Below are 21034 nucleotides of genomic sequence, written 5' to 3' on the forward strand. Positions count from 1 at the left end.
CTCTAACGAGATCAGCAGCATGCCCACGCCCCACGTTGAAACGGTGAAACTGGATGAACTGAACTGCTGGCGCATCCGCCACGGTGATGCCGAACTGCTGGTGGCCCAGCAAGGCGCGCACATCCTCAGTTATCAAGTAGCCGGGCAACAGCCGCTGATCTGGCTCAACGACGAGGCGCAGTTCAAGACCGGCAAGAGCATCCGCGCCGGGGTTCCGGTGTGCTGGCCCTGGTTCGGCAACTTTGCACGCAACCCGCAAAGCGTGCAGGCCATGCGCCAAAGCGCTGAACCGGCACCGGCCCACGGCCTGGTGCGGGCCAGCGACTGGGAACTGCAAGGCATCGAAAGCGACGGCGACAGCTTGCTGGTACGGCTGCGCCTGCCCTGCCCCGCTGGCGGCTTTCCTGGCTGGCCCCATCAGGTGGAACCGAGCCTGAGCATCCGCCTCGACGAGCAACTGCACATCAGCCTCACCAGCCATAACCTGGGCACAGAAAGCGTGAGCATCAGCCAGGCGCTGCACAGCTATTTCGCGGTCAGCGATGTGCGCAACGTGCAGGTCGAAGGCCTGGACGGGCTGAACTACATCGAAACCCTGGAAGACTGGACCACCAAGGTCCAGAGCGGCGCCTTGCACTTTAGCGGCGAGACCGACCGCATCTACCTGAACGTCCCGGCGCAGCTGGATATCGTCGATCCGGACTGGCAACGACGGATTCGCCTGAACAGCGCAGGCTCGCGCACCGCCGTGATCTGGAACCCCTGGATCGACCGCGCCGCGCAATTTGGCGACATGGCCAACGACGGCTGGCAGCGCATGCTGTGCATCGAGACCGCCAACGTGATGGACGACATCGTCACCCTGGCACCTGGCGCCCGCCACACCCTGAGCGTGAGCATCAGCGCCGCCCCGCTCTGACCCCACCTAGCTGCGTAGGAGCTGGCTTGCCAGCGAAGAGGCCCTCAGGACCGTCAGCGTTCTTGAGGCCGCTTGCGCCGGCAAGCCGGCTCTACCGTTCACAAATGCCTTCAGCGGTCCAGTTCAACAGAGCCGTTTGGAAGGCACATTCAGCGCTGCGGCTTCAGAGATCCGATTCCTGCACCACCCGCACCTTCGCCGCATCCAGGGCGTAGGCCGCGTCGGCCAGGTCATTGCTGACCGACTCGATCTTCAAGGTGCCGGTCACCCACAGCGGCGTGTAGATGTCCTCCAGCTTCACGCCCTTGGGAAAGCGCACCAGCACCAGCTGGTTGGGCGGCGGTGGCGGCACGTGGATGCAGGCGCCCGGGTACGGCACCAGGAAGAACAGCGTGCTGCGCCCCTTGGCATCAGCCTCCAGCGGCACCGGATAGCCGCCGAGGCGGATCTGCTTGTCGTTCATCGCCGGCACTGTCTTGGTGGAATACATCACCGCCGGCAAGCCCTTGCTCTGCTTCAGGCCGCCCTTTTCGGTGAAGGTGCCATTGGCTTCGGGGGAGTTGTGGTCGATTTCCGGCATCTGCTCCAGGGCTTTCTGGTCCGACTTGGGCATCAGCTCCAGCCAGTCGGTTTCCGGCAGTTCGCCAGCCTGGGCCAGGCCGCAGCCCAGCAGAACAAAGGTCAATAGAAGACGGCGCATGAGAGGGTGGCTCGGTCAAAAAGGAAGGACGGAAAAACCCGGGCATTCTAGTGCCCAAAGCGTCGGCTGCGTTGAAGTTTCAGATGAAGAAAAGGGCTCCCCTCGGCACGAGCGGCAGAGGGGGCTTGCAGGGGGGAATCAGCTTTTCTTGACGAAGCCGTAGATCACCAGCAGGACGACCGCGCCCACCAGTGCACCGATGAAACCGGCGCCCTGGCCAGCCTGATAAATACCCAGCGCCTGACCGCCATAAGTGGCCGCCAGCGAGCCGCCGATACCCAGCAGGATGGTCATGATCCAGCCCATGCTGTCGTCTCCCGGCTTGAGGAAACGCGCCAGCAGACCAACGATCAAGCCGATGAAAATGGTTCCAATAATGCCCATGGCTGTTCCTCTGTAAGGGGGGATCAAGCCAAAGCCTAGCCAGCACTTTGGCATCCTGCTATCAGAGAACGGCGGGAAACGAAGGTTCCCGCCAGCCGGAGGATTTGTTACTCGGCGATCAGCGCTTGCACCTTGAGGATCTGCGCTTGCAGGGTCGCCTGATCGGCGCAACGCAGGTTGGCGTGGCCGACCTTGCGTCCGGCCTTGAAGGCCTTGCCGTAGTGATGCAGGTGGCAGTCGTCGATGGCGATGACCTTGTCCACTGGCGGCACCTGGCCGATGAAGTTGATCATGGCGCTCTCACCGACTTTGGCTGTGGAACCCAGAGGGAGACCGGCTACCGCCCGCAGGTGGTTTTCGAACTGGCTGCACTCGGTGCCTTCGGTGGTCCAGTGCCCGGAGTTGTGCACCCGCGGGGCAATCTCGTTGGCCTTGAGGCCGCCGTCGACTTCGAAGAACTCGAACGCCATCACGCCGACGTAATCCAGCTGCTTGAGCACGCGGCTGGAGTAGTCCTCGGCCAGGGCCTGCAGCGGGTGATCACTGCTGGCCACCGACAGGCGCAGGATGCCGCTGTCGTGGGTGTTGTGCACCAGCGGGTAGAAACGGGTTTCACCGTCACGGGCACGCACGGCGATCAGCGAGACTTCACCGGTGAACGGCACGAAGCCTTCCAGCAGGCAAGGCACGCTGCCCAGTTCGGCGAAAGTGCCTGCGACGTCGGCGGCGCTGCGCAGGACCTTCTGGCCCTTGCCGTCGTAACCCAGGGTGCGGGTCTTGAGCACGGCCGGCAGGCCGATGCGCGCCACGGCGGCGTCGAGATCCGCCTGGGACTGGATGTCGGCAAACTCCGGGGTAGGAATCCCCAGGTCCTTGAACATGCTCTTCTCGAACCAGCGATCACGGGCGATGCGCAGGGCTTCGGCGCTCGGGTAGACCGGCACGAACTGCGAGAGGAAGGCCACGGTTTCCGCCGGCACGCTCTCGAATTCGAAGGTCACCAGGTCCACTTCATCGGCCAGCTGGCGCAGGTGGTCCTGGTCGCCGTAGTCGGCCCGCAGGTGTTCGCCCAGGGCAGCGGCACACGCATCCGGCGCCGGGTCGAGAAAAGCGAAGTTCATTCCCAGCGGAGTCCCCGCCAGGGCCAACATGCGGCCCAACTGGCCGCCACCGATTACACCGATCTTCATCGTCAACAACCTCAGGCGACGCGCGGGTCTGGATTGTCCAGGACGCTGTCTGTCTGTTCAGCACGGAATTTTTTCAGCACCGCATGGAACTGCGGGTGCTTGGCGCCCAGGATGCTCGCCGAGAGCAGGGCCGCGTTGATCGCGCCAGCCTTGCCGATGGCCAGGGTGGCCACGGGGATGCCGGCGGGCATCTGCACGATGGACAGCAGCGAATCCACGCCCGAGAGCATCGACGACTGCACCGGCACGCCCAGCACCGGCAGGTGGGTCTTGGCCGCGCACATGCCCGGCAAGTGCGCCGCGCCGCCGGCACCGGCGATGATCACCTCGATGCCACGCGCCTCAGCCTCTTCGGCGTACTGGAACAGCAGGTCCGGGGTGCGGTGAGCGGACACCACCTTCACCTCGTAAGGGATGCCGAGCTTTTCCAGCATATCGGCGGTGTGGCTAAGGGTGGACCAATCGGACTTGGAGCCCATGATCACGCCAACCAGTGCACTCATCGTCGTGCCTCTTCTCTCTGGGCGCCCGCGGGCGCGTCAAAAACAACAAGCCACGCGAAAATGCGTGGCTTGACTGTACGAATTATGGCCGGACGAACCGGCCGAAGGCCGCGCAGTATACCGAAAAAGCCGCGCTAAACGCACTTTCGCCGACCATCTGTCGAACAAAGTATTTCCGGCGCAAAACCCCGGTTTTATTGACTCTGAAGTCAGTCTCCCCGAACTGAAAGCCCCTCGCAGCCTGACCAGTTCCCTGTAGCCGCTGCCGCAGGCTGCGAACGACGGCGCAGCCGGCGCCAGAGCTCTATCCCCAATCCTTCAGACACTCCGCAGCGCCAGGTGTGGCGGCCCCTGCGGTGCCGATCATCCGAACGCGGCCCGAACCTGCGGCAGCGGCTACAGGGCCTGGCGTTGCCGACGCTGAAAATCCCTCGCGATCTGCAACACCGGCAACAGGCTCATGTGTTGCCCGTCGCTTGTGCGGCGGCGCCTTCCAGCTTGCGCCAGAGCAAACGCACGTTGGCCTTGCGCACCAGGGCGCAGCGATACAGGCGGATCTCCAGCGGTACATGCCATTGCGCACCACCACAGACCACCAACTCGCCCCGGGCCAGTTCCGCGCGCACGCTCAACTGCGGCACCCAGGCAATGCCCAGCCCTTCCAACGCCATGCTCTTGAGGCTGTCGGCCATGGCGGTCTCATAAACCGTGGTGAAACGCAGGTTGCGCTGGCGCAGCAGCAGGTTCACCGAACGCCCGAGAAAGGCCCCGGCGCTGTATGCCAGCAACGGCACACTGGCCTCGCCTTCCAGATCGAACAGCGGCTTGCCCTGGGCATCGGCAGCGCACACCGGGAGCATCTCGGTGTGCCCCAGGTGCAGCGAGGGGAAGATTTCCGAGTCCATCTGCAAGGCCGCGTCCGGGTCATAGAAGGCCAGCATCAGGTCGCAGCCGCCTTCGCGCAGGGCGTGCACCGCATCGCCGACGTTGGTGGCCACCAGCCGCGTGGCGATGTTCAGCCCTTCATTGCGCAGTTGCGCGATCCAGCGTGGGAAGAAACCCAGCGCCAGGGAGTGGGCCGCCGCCACCTGCATCACTTCGCCCTGGCCGCCTTCCAGATGGTGCAGGTGACGCACCACCTCGCCAAGCTGTTCGACCACGGTGCGCGCGGTGACCAGGAACAGCTGCCCCGCCGCCGTCAGTTCCACCGGCGTGCGCGAGCGGTTGACCAGGGTCAGGCCCAGGGCCGCTTCCAGGCTGCGGATGCGCCGACTGAAGGCCGGCTGGGTCACGAAACGTCGCTCGGCAGCCTGGGAAAAGCTGCGGGTGGCGGCCAAGGCACTGAAGTCCTCGAGCCATTTGCTTTCCAGATTCATCACGTCCTCCCGGACACGCACCATTTTAGGTCACACGCTCGCCGGCAAAGCGGCGTCACACCGGCATTATGCCGAATATGCATAGCCCAGTGTTTAACAGCATTGGCCCAAAAATTCCCTTCGGCCTAGGATTCGCAGCGTTCCCGGCACAGACCGGGTCCCTACCGAGATGATCTCCGTCATGTCCTCCGCTGCATCTTTCCGCACAGAAAAAGACCTGCTTGGCGTACTCGAAGTACCGGCTCAAGCGTATTACGGCATCCAGACCCTGCGAGCGGTGAACAACTTCCGCCTCTCCGGCGTTCCGATTTCGCACTACCCAAAACTGGTCGTGGCCCTGGCAATGGTCAAGCAGGCAGCTGCTGACGCCAACCGCGAACTGGGTCATCTGAGCGAAGCCAAGCATGCGGCCATCAGCGAGGCCTGTGCCCGCCTGATCCGCGGCGACTTCCACGAAGAGTTCGTGGTGGACATGATTCAAGGCGGCGCTGGCACTTCCACCAACATGAATGCCAACGAAGTCATCGCCAACATCGCGCTGGAGGCCATGGGCCACAGCAAGGGCGAATACCAGTACCTGCACCCGAACAACGACGTGAACATGGCGCAGTCCACCAACGACGCCTACCCGACCGCGATCCGCCTGGGTCTGCTGCTGGGTCACGACGCCCTGCTGGCCAGCCTCGACAGCCTGATCCAGTCGTTCGCCGCCAAGGGTGAAGAATTCAGCCACGTCCTGAAAATGGGCCGTACCCAGCTGCAAGACGCCGTGCCGATGACCCTCGGCCAGGAATTCAAGGCCTTCGCCACCACCCTGGGTGAAGACCTGGCTCGCCTGAAGACCCTGGCGCCGGAAGTGCTGACCGAAGTCAACCTGGGCGGCACCGCCATCGGCACCGGCATCAACGCCGACCCGCGCTACCAGGCCCTGGCCGTACAACGCCTGGCCACCATCAGCGGCCAGCCGCTGGTACCGGCGGCCGACCTGATCGAAGCCACCTCCGACATGGGCGCCTTCGTGCTGTTCTCCGGCATGCTCAAGCGCACCGCGGTCAAGCTGTCGAAGATCTGCAACGACCTGCGCCTGCTGTCCAGCGGCCCACGCACCGGCATCAACGAAATCAACCTGCCAGCGCGTCAGCCCGGCAGCTCGATCATGCCTGGCAAGGTCAACCCGGTGATCCCGGAAGCGGTCAACCAAGTGGCGTTCCAGATCATCGGCAACGACCTGGCCCTGACCATCGCGGCCGAAGGCGGCCAGCTGCAACTGAACGTGATGGAGCCGCTGATCGCCTTCAAGATCTTCGACTCGATCCGCCTGCTGCAACGCGCCATGGACATGCTGCGCGAGCACTGCATCACCGGCATCACCGCCAACGAAACCCGTTGCCGCGAACTGGTGGAGCACTCCATCGGCCTGGTCACCGCGCTGAACCCGTACATCGGCTATGAAAACGCCACCCGTATCGCCCGCATCGCCCTGGAAAGTGGCCGTGGCGTACTGGAACTGGTGCGCGAAGAAGGCCTGCTGGACGACGCCATGCTCGACGACATCCTGCGTCCGGAAAACATGATTGCCCCGCGCCTGGTTCCGCTGAAAGCGTAACCGCCGCGCCCCCGAAACATGCAACACCGCTCACCAGGTTGAGGGACTAGACACCTCTCACCTTTTGAGGGCTTGGAGATACGTCTCCAGGCCCTTTTTTTTGCCTGCTGTTTTTGCCTGCCGTTGAAATCGCCGCGCCCGCTGCGCGGCCGATCGCAGCCTGCGGCAGCGGCTACACCCCCAACCTAAACTGCGACCGCCACCTCTTTCTGCGAATGGCACCGCAGGGGCCGCAAAACCTGCCAGCACACTCTGCCTGCCCGACCCCACCCGCACATTCAACAAAGCCCCTATCCCCCTGCCCAGCACCCGATTTGTCAGGGAATACCGCCCAGTGCCGGAGCCGTTTCGCTTTGTTTTGTAGGGCAAATCCGAGAGAATCCACCACGCCTTTGAGCGCCTTGTACCCCTTCGAACGATCAGGCAGTCTCCCGATGCCGCTGCCAAATCAGCGGCCCGGATGTGGAAGTTCGGACCTGAGTAAGCATGAGCGCTCATGAGCATGGCTCGACGTATTTTCGTTGGCATCGCTTTATGGCGGTTGTGCGCGGGACACCTTCGGGTGTGCTGGGTTACTCAGTCCCGGTCTTCCACACCCTCGCACAACTGCCACCCCTCATGTGGAAGTGAGCTCGGCAGTCCGTTAACTACTGAGTGAGTGACCGTCATGAAAAAGCTCGTCCCCGACCCACCTCTTCAAACCGATCATCCACGCCGCGACCCGGAGCTGGACCGCGCCAACGCCAACCTGCTGGCCGCCTTGAATGGCACCCGCCATCGCCCCTTCGGCCTGCGCGACGCCCAGGGCCACCCGCTGTTCGCCGTACAGCCCGAGGTGAATGCCGAAGACGCGCTGATGCACGTTTCCTTGCTGCTCAAATGCGCCGAAGAGGTGTCCGATGAAATCACCGAACGGGCCAGCGGCATCGAGCGCGGGCTGATCTGGTCCATGGTGCATTCCGTGGAAATGGCCCGCGCCGTGGTGGACGCCCTGCTCGACGGCGCCCGCCCCACTCCCTGACGCAACCTGTAGCCGCTGCCGAGCCCGCGAGGCTGCGACAAGGTCCGCAGGACCTTCAGCGATCTTGAGAACCCCGCGTCCCTTCGGGCCGTTCGCAGCCTGCGGCAGCGGCTACCCCCCCCAACCTGAACTGCGACCGCCACCTCTTTGTAGCCGCTGCCGAGCTCGCGAGGCTGCGACAAGGTCCGCAGGACCTTCAGCGGCCTTGAGAACCCCGCGTCCCTTCGGGCCGTTCGCAGCCTGCGGCAGCGGCTACACCCCCAACCTGAACTGCGGCCGCCACCTCTTTGTAGCCGCTGCCGAGCCCGCGAGGCTGCGACAAGGTCCGCAGGACCTTCAGCGATCTTGAGAACCCCGCGCCCCTTCGGGCCGTTCGCAGCCTGCGGCAGCGGCTACACCCCCAACCTGAACTGCGACCGCCACCTCTTTGTAGCCGCTGCCGAGCTCGCGAGGCTGCGACAAGGTCCGCAGGACCTTCAGCGATCTTGAGAACCCTGCGTCCCTTCGGGCCGTTCGCAGCCTGCGGCAGCGGCTACAGGTTTTGCTCGGCACGGTGGATAATCAGCCTCCCGCCGCCACCGGCAATGACGACCAAGGCACCCTGTCGATGGACCCGACGCACACCCAAGCTCTGCAACAGCTACGCCACCTGATCCCCATCGGCCTGCGCCACGCCCAGACCCTGCTCGAACGTTGCGCCGGCAATCCGCAACTGGCCGCCGAGCTCTACAGATCCGAGCTGCTGCAAGTGCTGGTAGAAAAGTCCGGCTTGCCCCAAGAGCAAGCCCGGGAACACTTGCTCAACGCCGGTTACGACCTGAACCGCGCCCTGCACGCTATAGAAGAAGCGCGCTTCACCCTGACCCAGCGCATTCTGCGCAAACATCACCGGGACCCGGGCCAGGCCCTGGACCTGATCGCCCAGGCCATCGAAACCGCCGAGCAATTGCCGCGTCAGTACTGGCTGGATTTCGCAGCGCTGGAGCAACTGCCCCCAGCACCGCGCTGCTTCATGATCCTGCACGAGTGGCTGGCCTTCGAGGGCTGGGAAGGTTTCGACAGCGCCCTGCACTTTCATCTGCCCCAGGCCATCGCTCAGTTCAGGCTCCTGCAACTGGACGACCTGGCGGACACCCTGGAGCAGGCCGATCAGCGCCAGCAGCAGCTACGAGCCGCCCATGGCGGAAGCGAAGGCCCCGTCGAGCTGGCCATGCGCATCAACCAGGACCCGCTCTTCAACCGCTGCCAGGATCACTTCCAGCAACAGCGGCCGCTATTGGACGAACGCCTGTATCAGTGGGTAGAGCGGCATACAGAGCAGTTCCCCGCCTGAGCAGAGGGGCGACCTGGGTGCATACGCCGCTGCTACCCACAGCTCAGAAGTCGGTAGACTGCCGCCCTCACCGAACACGGACCTCGGACTCGCTCCTCCATGGAATTGCACTACAGCATCACCTCTGCCAACACCCAAGCCCGGCTCGCCGAACAACTGCCCCAGGAAATGCTCAGGCAGGACCAGCAGCAGGCGCGGATCATGGCCAGCGTCGCCCGTTGGCAGACCCGACTGATCGGCCCCTTGATGTTCACCCTCTGCCTGATCGGCGGCGGCCTGGCGATCTATTTCCCCGAACAGCGTTTCACCCCGGAAAAAGTCATTGCCATGCTGGTGTTCGTGCTGATTTTCAGCATGCTCTGGTGGCGCTTTTCCAAGCGCTGGCTCACCCACCTGCACGCCCGTATCGCCGCCCATCACGCCAAGCCCCGCAAGCCTTTGCAGGGTGTGAACCAGCGCCTGATCGAAGCCCGCCTGCGCGCGCCGCTGAAGGCGGCCGAGGGCACTTACCACCTGAGCTTCGACGACCAGGGTTTCAGCCTGGGCAAGGCCCGGGGCAAGCAGAGCGGCCTGGCCTGGGAACAGGTTGTTCACTTGCGGGAAACCCCCGATTTCTACGTCGTGGCCTGTGCCGAGCTGCAACGCAAGAACATGGGCTACTGCATCGCCAAACACAGCGAACTGATGGACGCCGAGGAGTATCAGCAAGGGCTGCAAGCCTTTCTGAGCCAATGCCCGGTCGCGCCGTCCGCCACCTGACCAAGCCTCCCCCGACGCCCCACACACGGAATTTGCATGCACACATCAGCGTCCTCCCCCCGCCCGGCCCGCGCCCTGGCCATCCTCGGCACCGGCCACGCCCTGCCGCAGCGGGTGGTCAGCAGTGCCGAGCTGGACCGCCAGCTCGGCCTGGAAGCCGGTAGCGTGGCGCGCATCAGCGGGGTGCAGCAGCGCCACGTCGCCGATCCTGCGGACACCGCCGCCAGCCTCGGCGCCCGTGCCGCGCGCCAGGCCCTGCAGGCGGCCGGCCTGACGCTTGATCAGCTGGACCTGATCGTCTGCGCCAGCGGCACCCAGGACCAGGGCATGCCCTGCAACGCCGCGCTGCTGCAACGGGAGCTGGGCCTGGGGCAGTCGGGCATTCCGGCCATGGACATCAACGCCAGTTGCCTGGGCTTTATCGCCGCCCTGGATACCTTGTCCTGGCCGATCCAGGCCGGGCATTACCGGCGCGTGCTGCTGGTGTGCGCCGATATCGCTTCCTGCGGCCTGGACTGGCAGCAGGTGGAAGTCTGCGGCATCTTCGGCGACGGCGCGGCGGCGGTGGTGCTGGGCCCGGGCCATGGCGGGCAGAAGCTCCTCGCCTCGCGCCTGAAGACCTACGCCGAAGGCGCGGCGCTGTGCCAGATCCCCGCCGGCGGTTCGCGCTTTCATCCGCGGCGCATCGACGTGCCGTTCGAGCCCCTGACCAGCTTCGCCATGCAGGGCAAGGGCGTGTTCCGTCTCGCGGCCAAACACCTGCCGGACCTGATGGACGATCTGTTGCTGCAAGCCGGGCTCTCCCTTGGGCAAATCGACTGGGTGATCCCTCATCAAGCCAGCCAGCAGGCCATGCAGCATGCGGCCAAGCGCCTGAGCCTGGGGCCGGACAAGGTCATCGATATCTTTGCCCAGCACGGCAATCAGGTGGCGGCCTCGCTGCCCACCGCCCTGGACATCGCGGTGCGCGACGGGCGCATTCAACGTGGACACACCTTGCTGCTGATCGGCACCGGCGCGGGCCTGTCCCTCGGCGGCATGATCCTGGAGTTTTGATGAAGATCCTGGTCACCGGCGGTACCGGTTTTATCGGTCGGCATCTGGTCTGGAAGCTGGCCGCCGAAGGCTGTGAGGTACAGTTCAGCGGGCGCAACCCCGAGGCGGCGGCCGAGGTGATTGCCCACAGCCCGGCGCCGGTGCGCTGGCTGCCCCTGGAGCACGGCAGCCCGTTGGCCAAGCGCCTGCTGGCCGACGCCAGCCGCGAGCATGACGCCATCGTGCATTGCGCCGCCCTGTCGTCACCCTGGGGTTCGCCCCAGGCGTTTGCCCGGGCCAACCTCGACTCCACCGCCGAGGTGATCCACGCCTGCGGCAAGAACCGCATCCCGCGGCTGGTGCACATCTCCACCCCGAGCCTGTACTTCGACTTCAGCGACCGCTTGGGTATCCGCGAAGACCAGCCGCTGCCAAACCCGGTGAACGACTACGCCCGCAGCAAGGCCCAGGCCGAAACCCTGCTGGCAGACGCCAAGCTGCCCGAGTGCGTGATCCTGCGCCCCCGGGCGGTGTTCGGCCCCTGGGACGCAACCCTGATGCCGCGCCTGCTGCGGGTGATGCAGCGCGGGGCGATTCCGCTGATGCGCGGCGGTCGGGCCCAGCTGGACCTGACCTGCGTCGACAATCTGGTGCACGCGGTGTGGCTGGCCCTGACCCAGCCCCTGCCGCGCCCGCTGTGCGTGTACAACCTGAGCAACGGCACGCCGCTGGCCTTCAAGGACCTGCTGCAACAGATGGCCGAGCACTTCCAGCTGCCGCTGCGCACCCGCCGCCTGCCCTGGCCCCTGGTGCACGGCGTGGCGCGCCTGCTGGAGCTCAAGGCGCGCCTGGGCAACGGCGCCGAACCCTTGATCACCCGCTACGGCGCCGGCGTCCTGGCCTTCAGTCAGACCCTGGACATCAGCGCCATCCAGCGCGAGCTGGGCTACCGCCCGGTGATCAGCCAGGACCAGGGCATCGCCCAGCACGCCCAATGGTGGCTGGCCCAACAGAGGCAACGAGCATGAGCCGCAGCGTGAGTTTGAAGATCCTCCGGGCCGGCTGGTGCCAGCATCTGGAATGCATGGCCGACCGTGGCGGGCGCCTGGCGCCGGTGCAGTTTCCGGCCCTGTGCGGGCTGATCCAGCACCCGGAGCACGGCTGGATTTTGTACGACACCGGCTACGCCGAGCACTTCTTCCAGGCCACCCGCACCCTGCCCGAGCGCCTGTACCGCAGCGCGGTGCCGGTGCAGTTGCCGGTGGTCGAACAATTAGGCGCGCAGTTGCATGAGCTGGGCATCGGCCCGGGGGATATCCGCCACGTGATCATTTCCCACTTCCACGCCGACCATATCGCCGGGCTGCGGGACTTTGCCAACGCGCGCTTCATCGCCCTGGAAGCCGATTACCGGCATATCGACAGCCTGCGCGGTCAGCGTTGGCGCGCCACCCTCGGCGGCCATCTGCCGGGCTTGCTGCCGGACGACTTCAGCGCCCGCCTGCGCCTGGCCGAAGCCAGCCCCAGCTGTGCGCTGCCAAGCTGGATGGCGCCCTTCGAGCAGGGCCTGGACCTGTTCGGCGATGGCAGCCTGATCGGCGTGCCGTTGCCCGGGCACAGCGAAGGCCAGCTGGGCCTGTTCATCCCCGATGCCCAGGGCCGACCGGTGTTCCTGGTGGCCGACGCCTGCTGGTCGGTGCCGGCCTGCCGCGCCGAACGCCTGCCCGCCGCACCGGCACTGTGGTTTGCCAGCGCCGACCGTCAGCAATATGTGCGCACCTACAGCGGCCTGGGCCAGCTGATCCGCCGCGAACCGGCGGTGGCGGTGCTGCCGTCCCATTGCACCCAGGCCTGGGAGGCGTTCGTCCATGAACAGTGAACGCCTGCTGGGCACCCTGCGCAGCATCGGCGCCTTCGTGTTCAGCCGCTATGCCCTGCGCTTTCGTCGCCGCGAGCGCCTGGAAGCCTGGCAGGCCCGACGCCTCAAGCACTTCATGGCGCGGGTCATGCCCCGTGGCCAGCGCTTCAACGGGCTGACCCACGATGGCCTGCACAGCTTGCCGATCATGGACAAGGCCAGCCTGATGAGCGATTTCGCCGGCTACAACACCCGCGCCCTGAGCCTGGAACAAGTGTTGCCGGTGGCCCTGCAGGCCGAGCGTTCCCGGGACTTCAGCCCGACCCTGGGGGACATCACCGTGGGCCTGTCCAGCGGCACCTCGGGGGCCCAGGGGGTGTTCCTGGTCAGCAGCGCGGAGCGCCAGCGCTGGGCCGGCATCCTGCTGGCCCGCACTCTGCCCCGGGCCCTGCTGCCCCGGCTGCTGTGCCCCTGGCTGGCGCCGCTGCGCATCGCCTTCTTCCTGCGAGCCAACAGCCGCCTGTACACCACCCTGGCCAGCCGCCGCATCGACTTCGCCTTTCATGACCTGACCCTGGGCCTGAGCGCCTCCCTGGAGCGCCTGAACCAACAGAACCCGGACGTGCTGGTGGCCCCGGCCACAGTGCTGCGCGGGTTGGCCCAGGCGGCCCTGGCCGGGCAGTTGACGATCCGCCCCCGGCACATTCTGTCGGTGGCCGAAGTGCTGGAAACTACCGACGCCGAGGTGGTACAGCAGGCCTTCGGGCTCAAGCCCCGGCAGATCTATCAGGCCAGCGAAGGCTTCCTCGGCTACACCTGCGAGGCCGGCACCCTGCACCTGAATGAAAGCCACCTGCACATCGAGCCGCAGTGGCTGGACCCTGAGCGCACGCGCTTTCAGCCGATCATCACCGACTTTTCCCGGCGTACGCAGTTGATCGTGCGTTATCGCCTCAACGACATCCTACGAGTGGCCGACGCGCCCTGCCCCTGTGGCCGCGCGGAACGGGCCATCGCCGCCGTGGAAGGCCGCGCCGACGAGATCCTCTGGCTGCCGCGGCTCGACGGCCAGCAGCTGGCACCGCTCTACCCCGACCTGTTGCGCCGGGCCCTGCTGATGCTCGGGGCGGCGCTTGAGGAATACCAGATCCACCAGCGCGGACTGCTCTGGCAGGTCAACCTGCGCACCTCGGGCGACTACCACGGGCTGTGCCAACGCTTGAGCGAGGCCCTCGCCGAGCTCTGCGCGCAACAGGGGCTGCAGGCGCCGCAGCTGAGCTTCGGCCACTGGCAGGCGCCGCCGCCACAGACGAAAAGACGCCGCCTGCTGATGCTGCAACTACCCGAGGGACTGCCATGCGTGTATTGATTCTCGGCGCCCGGGCCCCGGCCTGCCTGGAGTGGGCCCGGGCCTTCAGCCAAGCCGGCTGGACGGTGACCGTGGCCGATTCCCTGGCCCAGCCCCTGAGCCGCTTCAGCCGCGCCGCCGAACACTTCGTGCGCCTGCCGGAGCCGCGCCACGACCCGGATGCCTGGATCGAAGCCCTGGCCGGGGTAATCCGGCAACAGGCCATCGACCTGCTGCTGCCCACCTGCGAAGAGGTGTTCTACCTGGCCCACGGCCTGGAGCGCCTGCGCCCGCTGTGTCGGGTGTTCACCAGCGATTTCGAGCTGCTGCACCGCCTGCACCACAAGGGCGATTTCGCCGCCATGACCCAGGGCTGGGACGTGGCCGCGCCGCCGACCCGAGTGCTGCATGACCCGGCCGCGTTGCAGGCCCTGGCCGCCGAGCACGACGCCCTGGTGTTCAAGCCGGCCTATTCGCGCTTCGCCTCCCAGACCCTGATCCGCCCGAGCCCGGCGCATCTGGCGAAAGTCCGGCCCAGCAGCGAGGCGCCCTGGGTGGCCCAGCAGTTTGTCCCCGGCCAGGAATACTGCAGCTTCAGCGTGCTGGTGGACGGCCAATTGCGCGCCCACAGCAGCTACCAGCCGCGCTACCGGGTCGGGCGTGGCTCGGGAATCTACTTCCACAGCTGCGCCCCGGCGCCGATCCGCGGCTTTCTGGAGCAGTTCGGCCGGGCCACCGGCTACACCGGGCAGGTGGGTTTTGACTTCATCGAGGACCCGCACGGCCGCTTCCACGTGCTGGAGTGCAACCCCAGGGCCACCAGCGGCGTGCACCTGTTCGACGACCAGCGCGTGCCGTTGGTAGCGGCGCTGGGCAGCGAAGCCGGCGCTGCGCTGGAGGCGACCCTGGAACCCAGGATGATCGCTCTGGCCATGCTGCTTCTGGCCGCGCCGCAACGGGCCTTGAGCCGGGCGTTCTGGCACGACTACCGGCAAGCCCGAGACGTGATCGTCCAGGACGGCGACCGTGGCCCGCTGACCGCCCAACTGCTGAGCCTGAGCGAGATCATCGGCCGCGCCCTGACCCGCCGCTGCGGGCTGCTGGCCGCCTCCACCGCCGATATCGAATGGAACGGCCAACCCCTGGGGGCAACGCGCCGATGAAGCTGTGGATGCCCGAGCAACTGGCCCTTGAGCCCCCGAGCGCCGGCGACAGCCACGCCCGGCAGTACGTGCGCACCTGCGTCGGCGGCGCGCTGATCGGCAACGTCAGCACCGCCCTGGCCCTGCTGGACACCGGCCATCATCAGTTCCCGGTGAGCATCAACCATGGCCACGACCCTGTGGATAACTGCTACGTGGTGTCGCCGCAAACCGCCTACAGCGGCTATGCCCGGGAAGAACTGCAGCGCCTGAAACGGCCCTGGCTGGCCGCGCCCTTGAAGCTGCTGACCCAGGGCGTGGACCGGCTGCTGAGCGCGGCCAAGGTCGACCGGCTGGTGCAGGTCAACAACTGGCTGCTGTCCACCAACCTGTACCCGGCCGACTGGGACGGCGCAGACTTGCCGGCAATCACCGAGCTGCTGCGCCGGGCGTTTCCCGACCACGGCTTTGGCTTTCGCTCGCTCAACGACTTCAGCAACCGCGCCCTGCGCAAGCGCCTGCAAGCCCTGGGCTACCTGGCGATTCCCAGCCGCCAGGTGTACCTGTTCGACGGCCGCCAGGGAGAGAATTCAGCCTTCCTGCGCCACCACAACACCCGCCTGGACGCCACCTTGCTGCGTCGCAGCCCGTATACAGTGGTGCCCGGCAGCCAGCTGAACGAAGCCGACTTCCAGCGCATCGAGCAGCTGTACAACCTGCTGTACCTGGATAAATACAGCCGCCTCAACCCCCACTACAGCGCCCAATGGCTGCAACGCGGGCAGGCCGAAGGCTGGTTGGACGTGCGCGCCCTGCGCAACGCCGAGGGACGCATCGACGGCGCCCTGGGCTGGTTCGCCAACAGCGCGCTGATCAGCACCCCCATTGTTGGCTACGACACCGCCCTGCCCCAGCGCGCCGGGCTGTACCGGCAACTGACCAGGCTGTGCCTGCAAGAAGCGGTGAACCGCCGTCAGGTGCTCAACTTCAGCTCCGGCGCCGCCGCCTTCAAGCGCCTGCGCGGTGGCCAGCCCGAAATCGAATACAGCCTGATCCACGTCGCCCACCTGCCCTGGCCGCGCAGGCTGGTGTGGCAACTGATGGGGATGCTGCTGCAACGGATCGGTGTACCGCTGATGAGGAAGCTCAAACTGTGAACAGTCACTCGGGCTGGTGGCCCGTCGCCCTCAGCCGGCAACTGCACAAGCAGCCCCTGGCCTGCACCCTGCACGGCGTGCCGCTGGTGCTGTTTCGCGACGCCGAGGGCGCCCCTGCCGTATTACCGGACCGCTGCCCCCATCGCTTTGCGCCGCTGAGCGCCGGCCGGGTGCGCGACGGGCAGATCCAGTGCCCCTACCACGGCTGGCGCTTCGATCCCCAGGGCCGTTGTACTCAACTGCCCGGGCTGGAGCAGCAGCGTTGCAGCCAGCCCTTGCTGCAGCCGCTGCACAGCTGCGAAGCCCAGGGGCTGGTGTGGGCCAGCCTTGCCAGCGAGCGGCCGAATGCGCCACCAGTGGTCGCCGCCGAACAGGCCCAGGCCCTGGATGTGTTCTGGATCAGCGACCGGGTGCAGTGCAGCTTGCAGGACGCCGCGGAGAACTTCCTCGACGGCTTCCACACCCACTTCGTGCACGCCGGCTGGATTCGCCACGATCGCCAGCGCCAGCGCATTCGCGCCTGGGTGCATCGGCTCGAAGACGGGGTTGAAGCGCAGTACAGCGAAGAAGGCACCCAATCCGGGCTGATTTCCCGGCTGTTCGAAGGCGAACGCGGCCTGAGCATGGGGCGCTTTCGTCTGCCGGGGCTGGCGGAAATCGAATACCGCGACCGCCAGGGCCGGCTCAACCTGCTGGTCAGCGCCTGGCTGAGCCCGGCCGCCGAGGGCCAGTTGCGGCTGTTCGCCCGCATCGCTACAGCCCAGGGCCGCCTGCCGGGCTGGCTCAAACGCGGCGTGCTGCAGCCGCTGTTCAAGGTGATCCTCAAGCAGGACCGGCAGATCCTGGAGAACGTCAGCGCCAACCAGCAACGCTTTGCCCGGGTGCCGCTGCGCTGGCAGCGGCCCACGCCTCTGGACAGCTCGCTGGATCTGCTGGGGCCGTGGATTCGCCAGTTGCTGGAGCAGGGTGAACTGAAGGACTTCCACGAACGCAGAGAGGAATTCTGGCTGTAATCCCGTAGGCGCCGGCTTGCCGGCGAACAAGCCCTCAAGACAGGCACCGCTCAAACGGGCCCCTTCGCTGGCCAGCCAGCTCCTAGGGTTGGCAACGGTATCGGGGGGATGATGCGGCCCCCTTGGAGCCTCTGTTCGCGGGATTTTCCGGGCAGGACAAGAACCGTTTCAGCCCACCGCCGGCACTGCCGTTCCTCGGCTCGACACGCAACATGCAGACGGCGAGCCCGCGCACCGGTATAGTGCGCCCCCTCTTCACGTGGACAGCCGTCGGTAACGAGGCTCAACCCCACGGGAAACCCGAACTAATAACAACCCGCGAAATATAGAACCGGGACGAACGCTCGCCCCACCGCCTTGCCGTGCGTGCAATCAGCGGTGTAACTGAATGTTTCCGTCCGTTCTGCTTTTGCCTACACAAAAAACAGCGAGGAATAATCCATGCTCGAAGTCATCAACGACTTCCTCTCAGGGAAAGTGCTGATCGTGCTCATTGTCGGGCTCGGCAGCTACTTCACGATCCGCTCGCGTTTCGTTCAATTGCGCCACTTCCTCCATATGTTCGCGGTGTTCCGCGACAGCCTGAAAAGCAGCGGCGGCCAGCTCAGCTCGTTCCAGGCGCTGATGCTCAGCCTCGCTGGCCGGGTCGGCGCGGGCAACATCGCCGGTGTCGGCATCGCCGTGACCCTGGGCGGCCCTGGCGCGGTGTTCTGGATGTGGGTGACCGCGCTGGTCGGCATGTCCAGCAGCTTCTTCGAGTGCACCCTGGCCCAGGTCTACAAGCGCGCCGACGGCGACGGCTTGTACCGCGGCGGCCCGGCCTACTACATCCAGCACGGCCTGAAGCTCAAGGGCATGGCGGTGGTGTTCTCGATCCTGCTGCTGGTCACCTACGGCTTCGCCTTCATCGGCCTGCAGTCCTACACCGTGACGCACTCGCTGCAGGACGCCTTTGCCTTTGACCCACGCCACACCGGCATCGTCCTGGCGGTGCTGCTGGCCATCACCTTCATCGGCGGCATCAAGCGCATCGCCGCGGTGTCCGACCTGCTGGTCCCGATCAAGACCCTGGCCTACATCGCCGTGACCCTGTACGTGATCGGCACCCAGATCGAACACGTGCCGGCCATGCTGGAAACCATCATCAAGAGCGCCTTCGGCCTCGACCCGGCCTTCGCTGGCCTGCTGGGCAGCGCCATCGTCATGGGCGTGAAACGTGGCGTGTTCGCCAACGAAGCGGGCCTGGGCAGCGCGCCGAACGTGGCCGCCGTGGCCGCCGTGAAGCACCCGGGCGCCCAGGGCGTGGTCCAGGCCTTCAGCGTGTTCCTCGACACCTTCGTGATCTGCACCTGCACCGCGCTGCTGATCCTGCTGTCGGGCTTCTACACCCCGGGCTTCGAAGGCGACGGCATCGTCCTGACCCAGAACTCGCTGGCCGCCGTGGTCGGTGACTGGGGCCGCCTGTTCGTCAGTGTCGCGCTGTCGTTGTTCGTCTTCACCTGCATCCTCTACAACTACTACCTGGGCGAGAACAGCCTGCAGTTCCTCACCCGCAACCGCACTGTGTTGATGCTGTTCCGCGGCCTGGTGCTGGCGCTGGTGGTCTGGGGTTCGATGCAGGACCTTACAACCGTGTTCGCTTTCGCCGACATCACCATGACCTGCCTGGCCTTCGTCAACCTGGTGGCCCTGGCCATGCTGTTCAAGGTCGGCCTGCGGGTGATGCGCGACTACGACGAGCAGCGCCGCGCCGGTGTCGACCAGCCGGTGTTCGACTCGCGCAAGTTCGCCGATCTGGACCTGGACCTGAAGGCCTGGCCTGCCGAATCTTCGGCCGTCACCCAGGCCGAGCCGCAAGGCGTGCCCGCAGCGCAACGCTGACGGGTGAACGACGGGCGCATCCTCTGCACCCGTCGGTTACAGTGCGATAAATGTGCGAGCGGGCTTGCCCGCTCCCACAGGAACTCACCGTTTCGGAGAATCCCATGAACCCTTCGACCTACCCTGCCGCCCAGCACGTCATGGTGCTCTACACCGGTGGCACCATCGGCATGCAGGCCAGCGCCGACGGCCTGGCCCCGGCGTCCGGTTTCGACGCGCGCATGCGCGCCTACCTCGACAGCCAGCCCGAACTGGTGGTGCCGGCCTGGCGCTTTCGCGAGATGGCGCCGCTGATCGACAGCGCCAACATGACCCCCGACTACTGGCAGCGCCTGCGTGCAGCGGTGGTCGAAGCCGTGGATCAGGGTTGCGACAGCGTGCTGATCCTCCACGGCACCGACACCCTGGCCTACAGCGCCGCCGCCATGAGCTTCCAGTTGCTGGGGCTGCCGGCGCGGGTGCTGTTCACCGGCTCGATGCTGCCGGCCGGTGTGCCTGACAGCGACGCCTGGGAAAACCTCAGTGGCGCCCTGTTGGCCCTGGGCCAGGGCCTGGCACCGGGGGTGCACCTGTACTTCCACGGCGAACTGCTGGCCCCGACCCGCTGCGCGAAAATCCGCAGTTTCGGCCGTCACCCGTTCGCCGCCCTGCAACGCAATGGCGGCGGCGCAAAGGCCGAAGCGATTCCGTCGGCGCTGGACTACCGCCAGGCCAAGCAACTGGCCAAGGTCGGCGTGCTGCCGCTGTTCCCCGGCATCGGCGCCGAGCTGCTGGACGGCGTGCTCGACAGCGGCATCCAGGCCCTGGTCCTGGAATGTTTCGGCAGCGGCACCGGGCCCAGCGACAACCCGGCGTTCCTGGCCAGCCTCAAGCGCGCACAGGAGCAAGGCATCGTCGTGGTGGCGGTGACCCAGTGCCATGAAGGCGGTGTGGAGCTGGACATCTACGAAGCCGGCAGCCGCCTGCGCGGCGTGGGCGTGCTGTCCGGTGGCGGCATGACTCGCGAAGCGGCGTTCGGCAAGCTCAATGCGCTGCTCGGTGCCGGGCTGGAAAACGCCGAAGTGCGGCGCCTGGTCGAACTCGATCTGTGTGGCGAGTTGAGCTGAAGCTCGCGCTCGGGAGCCGGTGGCTACTGCGGTAGCTGCCGGCTCGACGACGAGCAGAGGGTGGCTGTCAGGTTACTTTTTGACCGAGTAATCCTGGCCCCAGACCCGCACCGAACTCGAGCTCTCGATCGGCCCTTCAAACACGAACTTCTGCCGCACTGCCGCCTTGGCCGGGATGGTGACTTCGTCCGGGTTGTCGAGGCTGACAGTCAGATTGTTGGCGTAACCGTCCTGGTCGATCGCCAGCAGGGCGCCGGTCTGCTTGAGGTTGATCAGTCGCAACTGGCTGTCGCTGCTGTTCTTGAAACCCAGGGTGACGTTGAAGCTGTCGCCGACGGCTTCGGTTTTCAATACCTGGACATCGACGCGGCCTTTCATTTGCTCACGGGAGGAAATGATCGAGGCACCGTCGACGCCTTGTGCCGATTGGCGACCATCGAGCACACCTTCGCTGACGCCGCCCAAGAGGTTCTTGCCTGCCGAAATGGCTGATGAGACGGCTGACTTGGCAGAGTCCTTGATGGTGCTTTCGCTGCCTGGCTCAGCCTCGGCCAGGCACAGCGAACTCAGGAGCAAGCCGGAGACCAGAAGCAGGGAACGCGCAGGGATGAGGGTCATACATAGTCCTTTATCGAGGTTGCTGCACCGCCACTTCAGGCGATGAATGGCAGGCAGGTTGCACCAATCAAAGCGCCAAGTCACT

At 65.9% G+C, this 21034-nt stretch carries 20 protein-coding genes; 14 read left to right on the top strand and 6 right to left on the bottom strand.

Annotated elements, in window-relative coordinates; genetic code table 11:
- Window positions 1-19: 19 nt before the first annotated feature.
- Entirely contained in the window at window positions 20-919 is a 900-nt protein-coding gene (locus Q8O96_RS17390) for a D-hexose-6-phosphate mutarotase (protein ID WP_305949141.1), read from the top strand.
- 163 nt (window positions 920-1082) lie between these two features.
- On the opposite strand, the gene Q8O96_RS17395 is transcribed toward Q8O96_RS17390, so the two are convergent.
- The 5 genes from Q8O96_RS17395 to Q8O96_RS17415 form a co-directional block, all read right to left on the bottom strand.
- Window positions 1083-1619 carry a DUF3299 domain-containing protein gene (locus tag Q8O96_RS17395; protein ID WP_102862322.1) on the bottom strand — a complete coding sequence of 179 codons (537 nt, stop codon included), beginning with the start codon at window positions 1617-1619 and terminating at the stop codon, window positions 1083-1085.
- A gap of 138 nt (window positions 1620-1757) precedes the next feature.
- Window positions 1758-2003, bottom strand: coding sequence for a GlsB/YeaQ/YmgE family stress response membrane protein (locus Q8O96_RS17400; protein ID WP_102862323.1), 246 nt, complete (start codon window positions 2001-2003; stop codon window positions 1758-1760).
- A gap of 107 nt (window positions 2004-2110) precedes the next feature.
- Window positions 2111-3193 (bottom strand): 5-(carboxyamino)imidazole ribonucleotide synthase, encoded by a 1083-nt coding sequence (locus Q8O96_RS17405; RefSeq protein WP_102862324.1) that lies wholly within the window; start codon window positions 3191-3193, stop codon window positions 2111-2113.
- A gap of 11 nt (window positions 3194-3204) precedes the next feature.
- On the bottom strand, window positions 3205-3696 hold the full coding sequence (gene purE, locus Q8O96_RS17410; RefSeq protein ID WP_016967060.1) for a 5-(carboxyamino)imidazole ribonucleotide mutase: 492 nt from the start codon (window positions 3694-3696) through the stop codon (window positions 3205-3207).
- A 458-nt stretch (window positions 3697-4154) separates the two neighbouring features.
- Window positions 4155-5072, bottom strand: a complete 918-nt coding sequence (locus Q8O96_RS17415) for a LysR substrate-binding domain-containing protein (RefSeq protein WP_102862325.1) — start codon at window positions 5070-5072, stop codon at window positions 4155-4157.
- Between the two features lie 181 nt (window positions 5073-5253).
- Between Q8O96_RS17415 and aspA the strand changes: the two genes are divergently transcribed.
- From aspA to Q8O96_RS17480, 13 genes are all read left to right on the top strand, one after another.
- A complete protein-coding gene (gene aspA, locus Q8O96_RS17420) occupies window positions 5254-6678 on the top strand; it encodes an aspartate ammonia-lyase (protein ID WP_102862326.1) in 1425 nt (474 codons plus the stop codon).
- A 667-nt stretch (window positions 6679-7345) separates the two neighbouring features.
- The gene (locus tag Q8O96_RS17425; protein ID WP_305949142.1) at window positions 7346-7699 is read left to right on the top strand and encodes a DUF6124 family protein; all 354 of its coding nucleotides are present in this window, start codon (window positions 7346-7348) and stop codon (window positions 7697-7699) included.
- Between the two features lie 553 nt (window positions 7700-8252).
- Window positions 8253-9032 carry a hypothetical protein gene (locus tag Q8O96_RS17430; RefSeq protein WP_305949143.1) on the top strand — a complete coding sequence of 260 codons (780 nt, stop codon included), beginning with the start codon at window positions 8253-8255 and terminating at the stop codon, window positions 9030-9032.
- Window positions 9033-9131: 99 nt separating this feature from the next.
- Window positions 9132-9791: a YcxB family protein gene (locus Q8O96_RS17435; RefSeq protein WP_305949144.1), complete on the top strand. Its 660-nt coding sequence runs from the start codon at window positions 9132-9134 to the stop codon at window positions 9789-9791.
- A gap of 36 nt (window positions 9792-9827) precedes the next feature.
- Window positions 9828-10847 carry a beta-ketoacyl-ACP synthase 3 gene (locus tag Q8O96_RS17440; protein WP_305949145.1) on the top strand — a complete coding sequence of 340 codons (1020 nt, stop codon included), beginning with the start codon at window positions 9828-9830 and terminating at the stop codon, window positions 10845-10847.
- Window positions 10847-11854, top strand: coding sequence for an NAD(P)-dependent oxidoreductase (locus Q8O96_RS17445; protein ID WP_305949146.1), 1008 nt, complete (start codon window positions 10847-10849; stop codon window positions 11852-11854). The genes Q8O96_RS17440 and Q8O96_RS17445 overlap by 1 nt, the downstream gene beginning before the upstream one ends.
- Complete coding sequence (locus Q8O96_RS17450; RefSeq protein WP_305949147.1) at window positions 11851-12705, top strand: MBL fold metallo-hydrolase; 855 nt, start codon at window positions 11851-11853, stop codon at window positions 12703-12705. The genes Q8O96_RS17445 and Q8O96_RS17450 overlap by 4 nt, the downstream gene beginning before the upstream one ends.
- The gene (locus Q8O96_RS17455; protein ID WP_305949148.1) at window positions 12695-14053 is read left to right on the top strand and encodes a F390 synthetase-related protein; all 1359 of its coding nucleotides are present in this window, start codon (window positions 12695-12697) and stop codon (window positions 14051-14053) included. Before Q8O96_RS17450 ends, Q8O96_RS17455 begins: the two co-directional genes overlap by 11 nt.
- Window positions 14041-15195, top strand: coding sequence for an ATP-grasp domain-containing protein (locus tag Q8O96_RS17460; protein ID WP_305949149.1), 1155 nt, complete (start codon window positions 14041-14043; stop codon window positions 15193-15195). Before Q8O96_RS17455 ends, Q8O96_RS17460 begins: the two co-directional genes overlap by 13 nt.
- A complete protein-coding gene (locus tag Q8O96_RS17465; protein WP_305949150.1) occupies window positions 15159-16331 on the top strand; it encodes a hypothetical protein in 1173 nt (390 codons plus the stop codon). The genes Q8O96_RS17460 and Q8O96_RS17465 overlap by 37 nt, the downstream gene beginning before the upstream one ends.
- Window positions 16328-17344, top strand: coding sequence for an aromatic ring-hydroxylating dioxygenase subunit alpha (locus Q8O96_RS17470; protein WP_305949151.1), 1017 nt, complete (start codon window positions 16328-16330; stop codon window positions 17342-17344). Before Q8O96_RS17465 ends, Q8O96_RS17470 begins: the two co-directional genes overlap by 4 nt.
- A 441-nt stretch (window positions 17345-17785) precedes the next feature.
- The gene (locus tag Q8O96_RS17475; protein WP_102862350.1) at window positions 17786-19225 is read left to right on the top strand and encodes a sodium:alanine symporter family protein; all 1440 of its coding nucleotides are present in this window, start codon (window positions 17786-17788) and stop codon (window positions 19223-19225) included.
- Window positions 19226-19329: 104 nt separating this feature from the next.
- Entirely contained in the window at window positions 19330-20331 is a 1002-nt protein-coding gene (locus tag Q8O96_RS17480; protein WP_305949152.1) for an asparaginase, read from the top strand.
- A gap of 72 nt (window positions 20332-20403) precedes the next feature.
- On the opposite strand, the gene Q8O96_RS17485 is transcribed toward Q8O96_RS17480, so the two are convergent.
- Entirely contained in the window at window positions 20404-20949 is a 546-nt protein-coding gene (locus Q8O96_RS17485) for a hypothetical protein (protein ID WP_041120452.1), read from the bottom strand.
- Window positions 20950-21034 lie beyond the last annotated feature (85 nt).

Source organism: Pseudomonas sp. LPH60 (assembly GCF_030718165.1).
Lineage (GTDB): Bacteria > Pseudomonadota > Gammaproteobacteria > Pseudomonadales > Pseudomonadaceae > Aquipseudomonas > Aquipseudomonas danubii.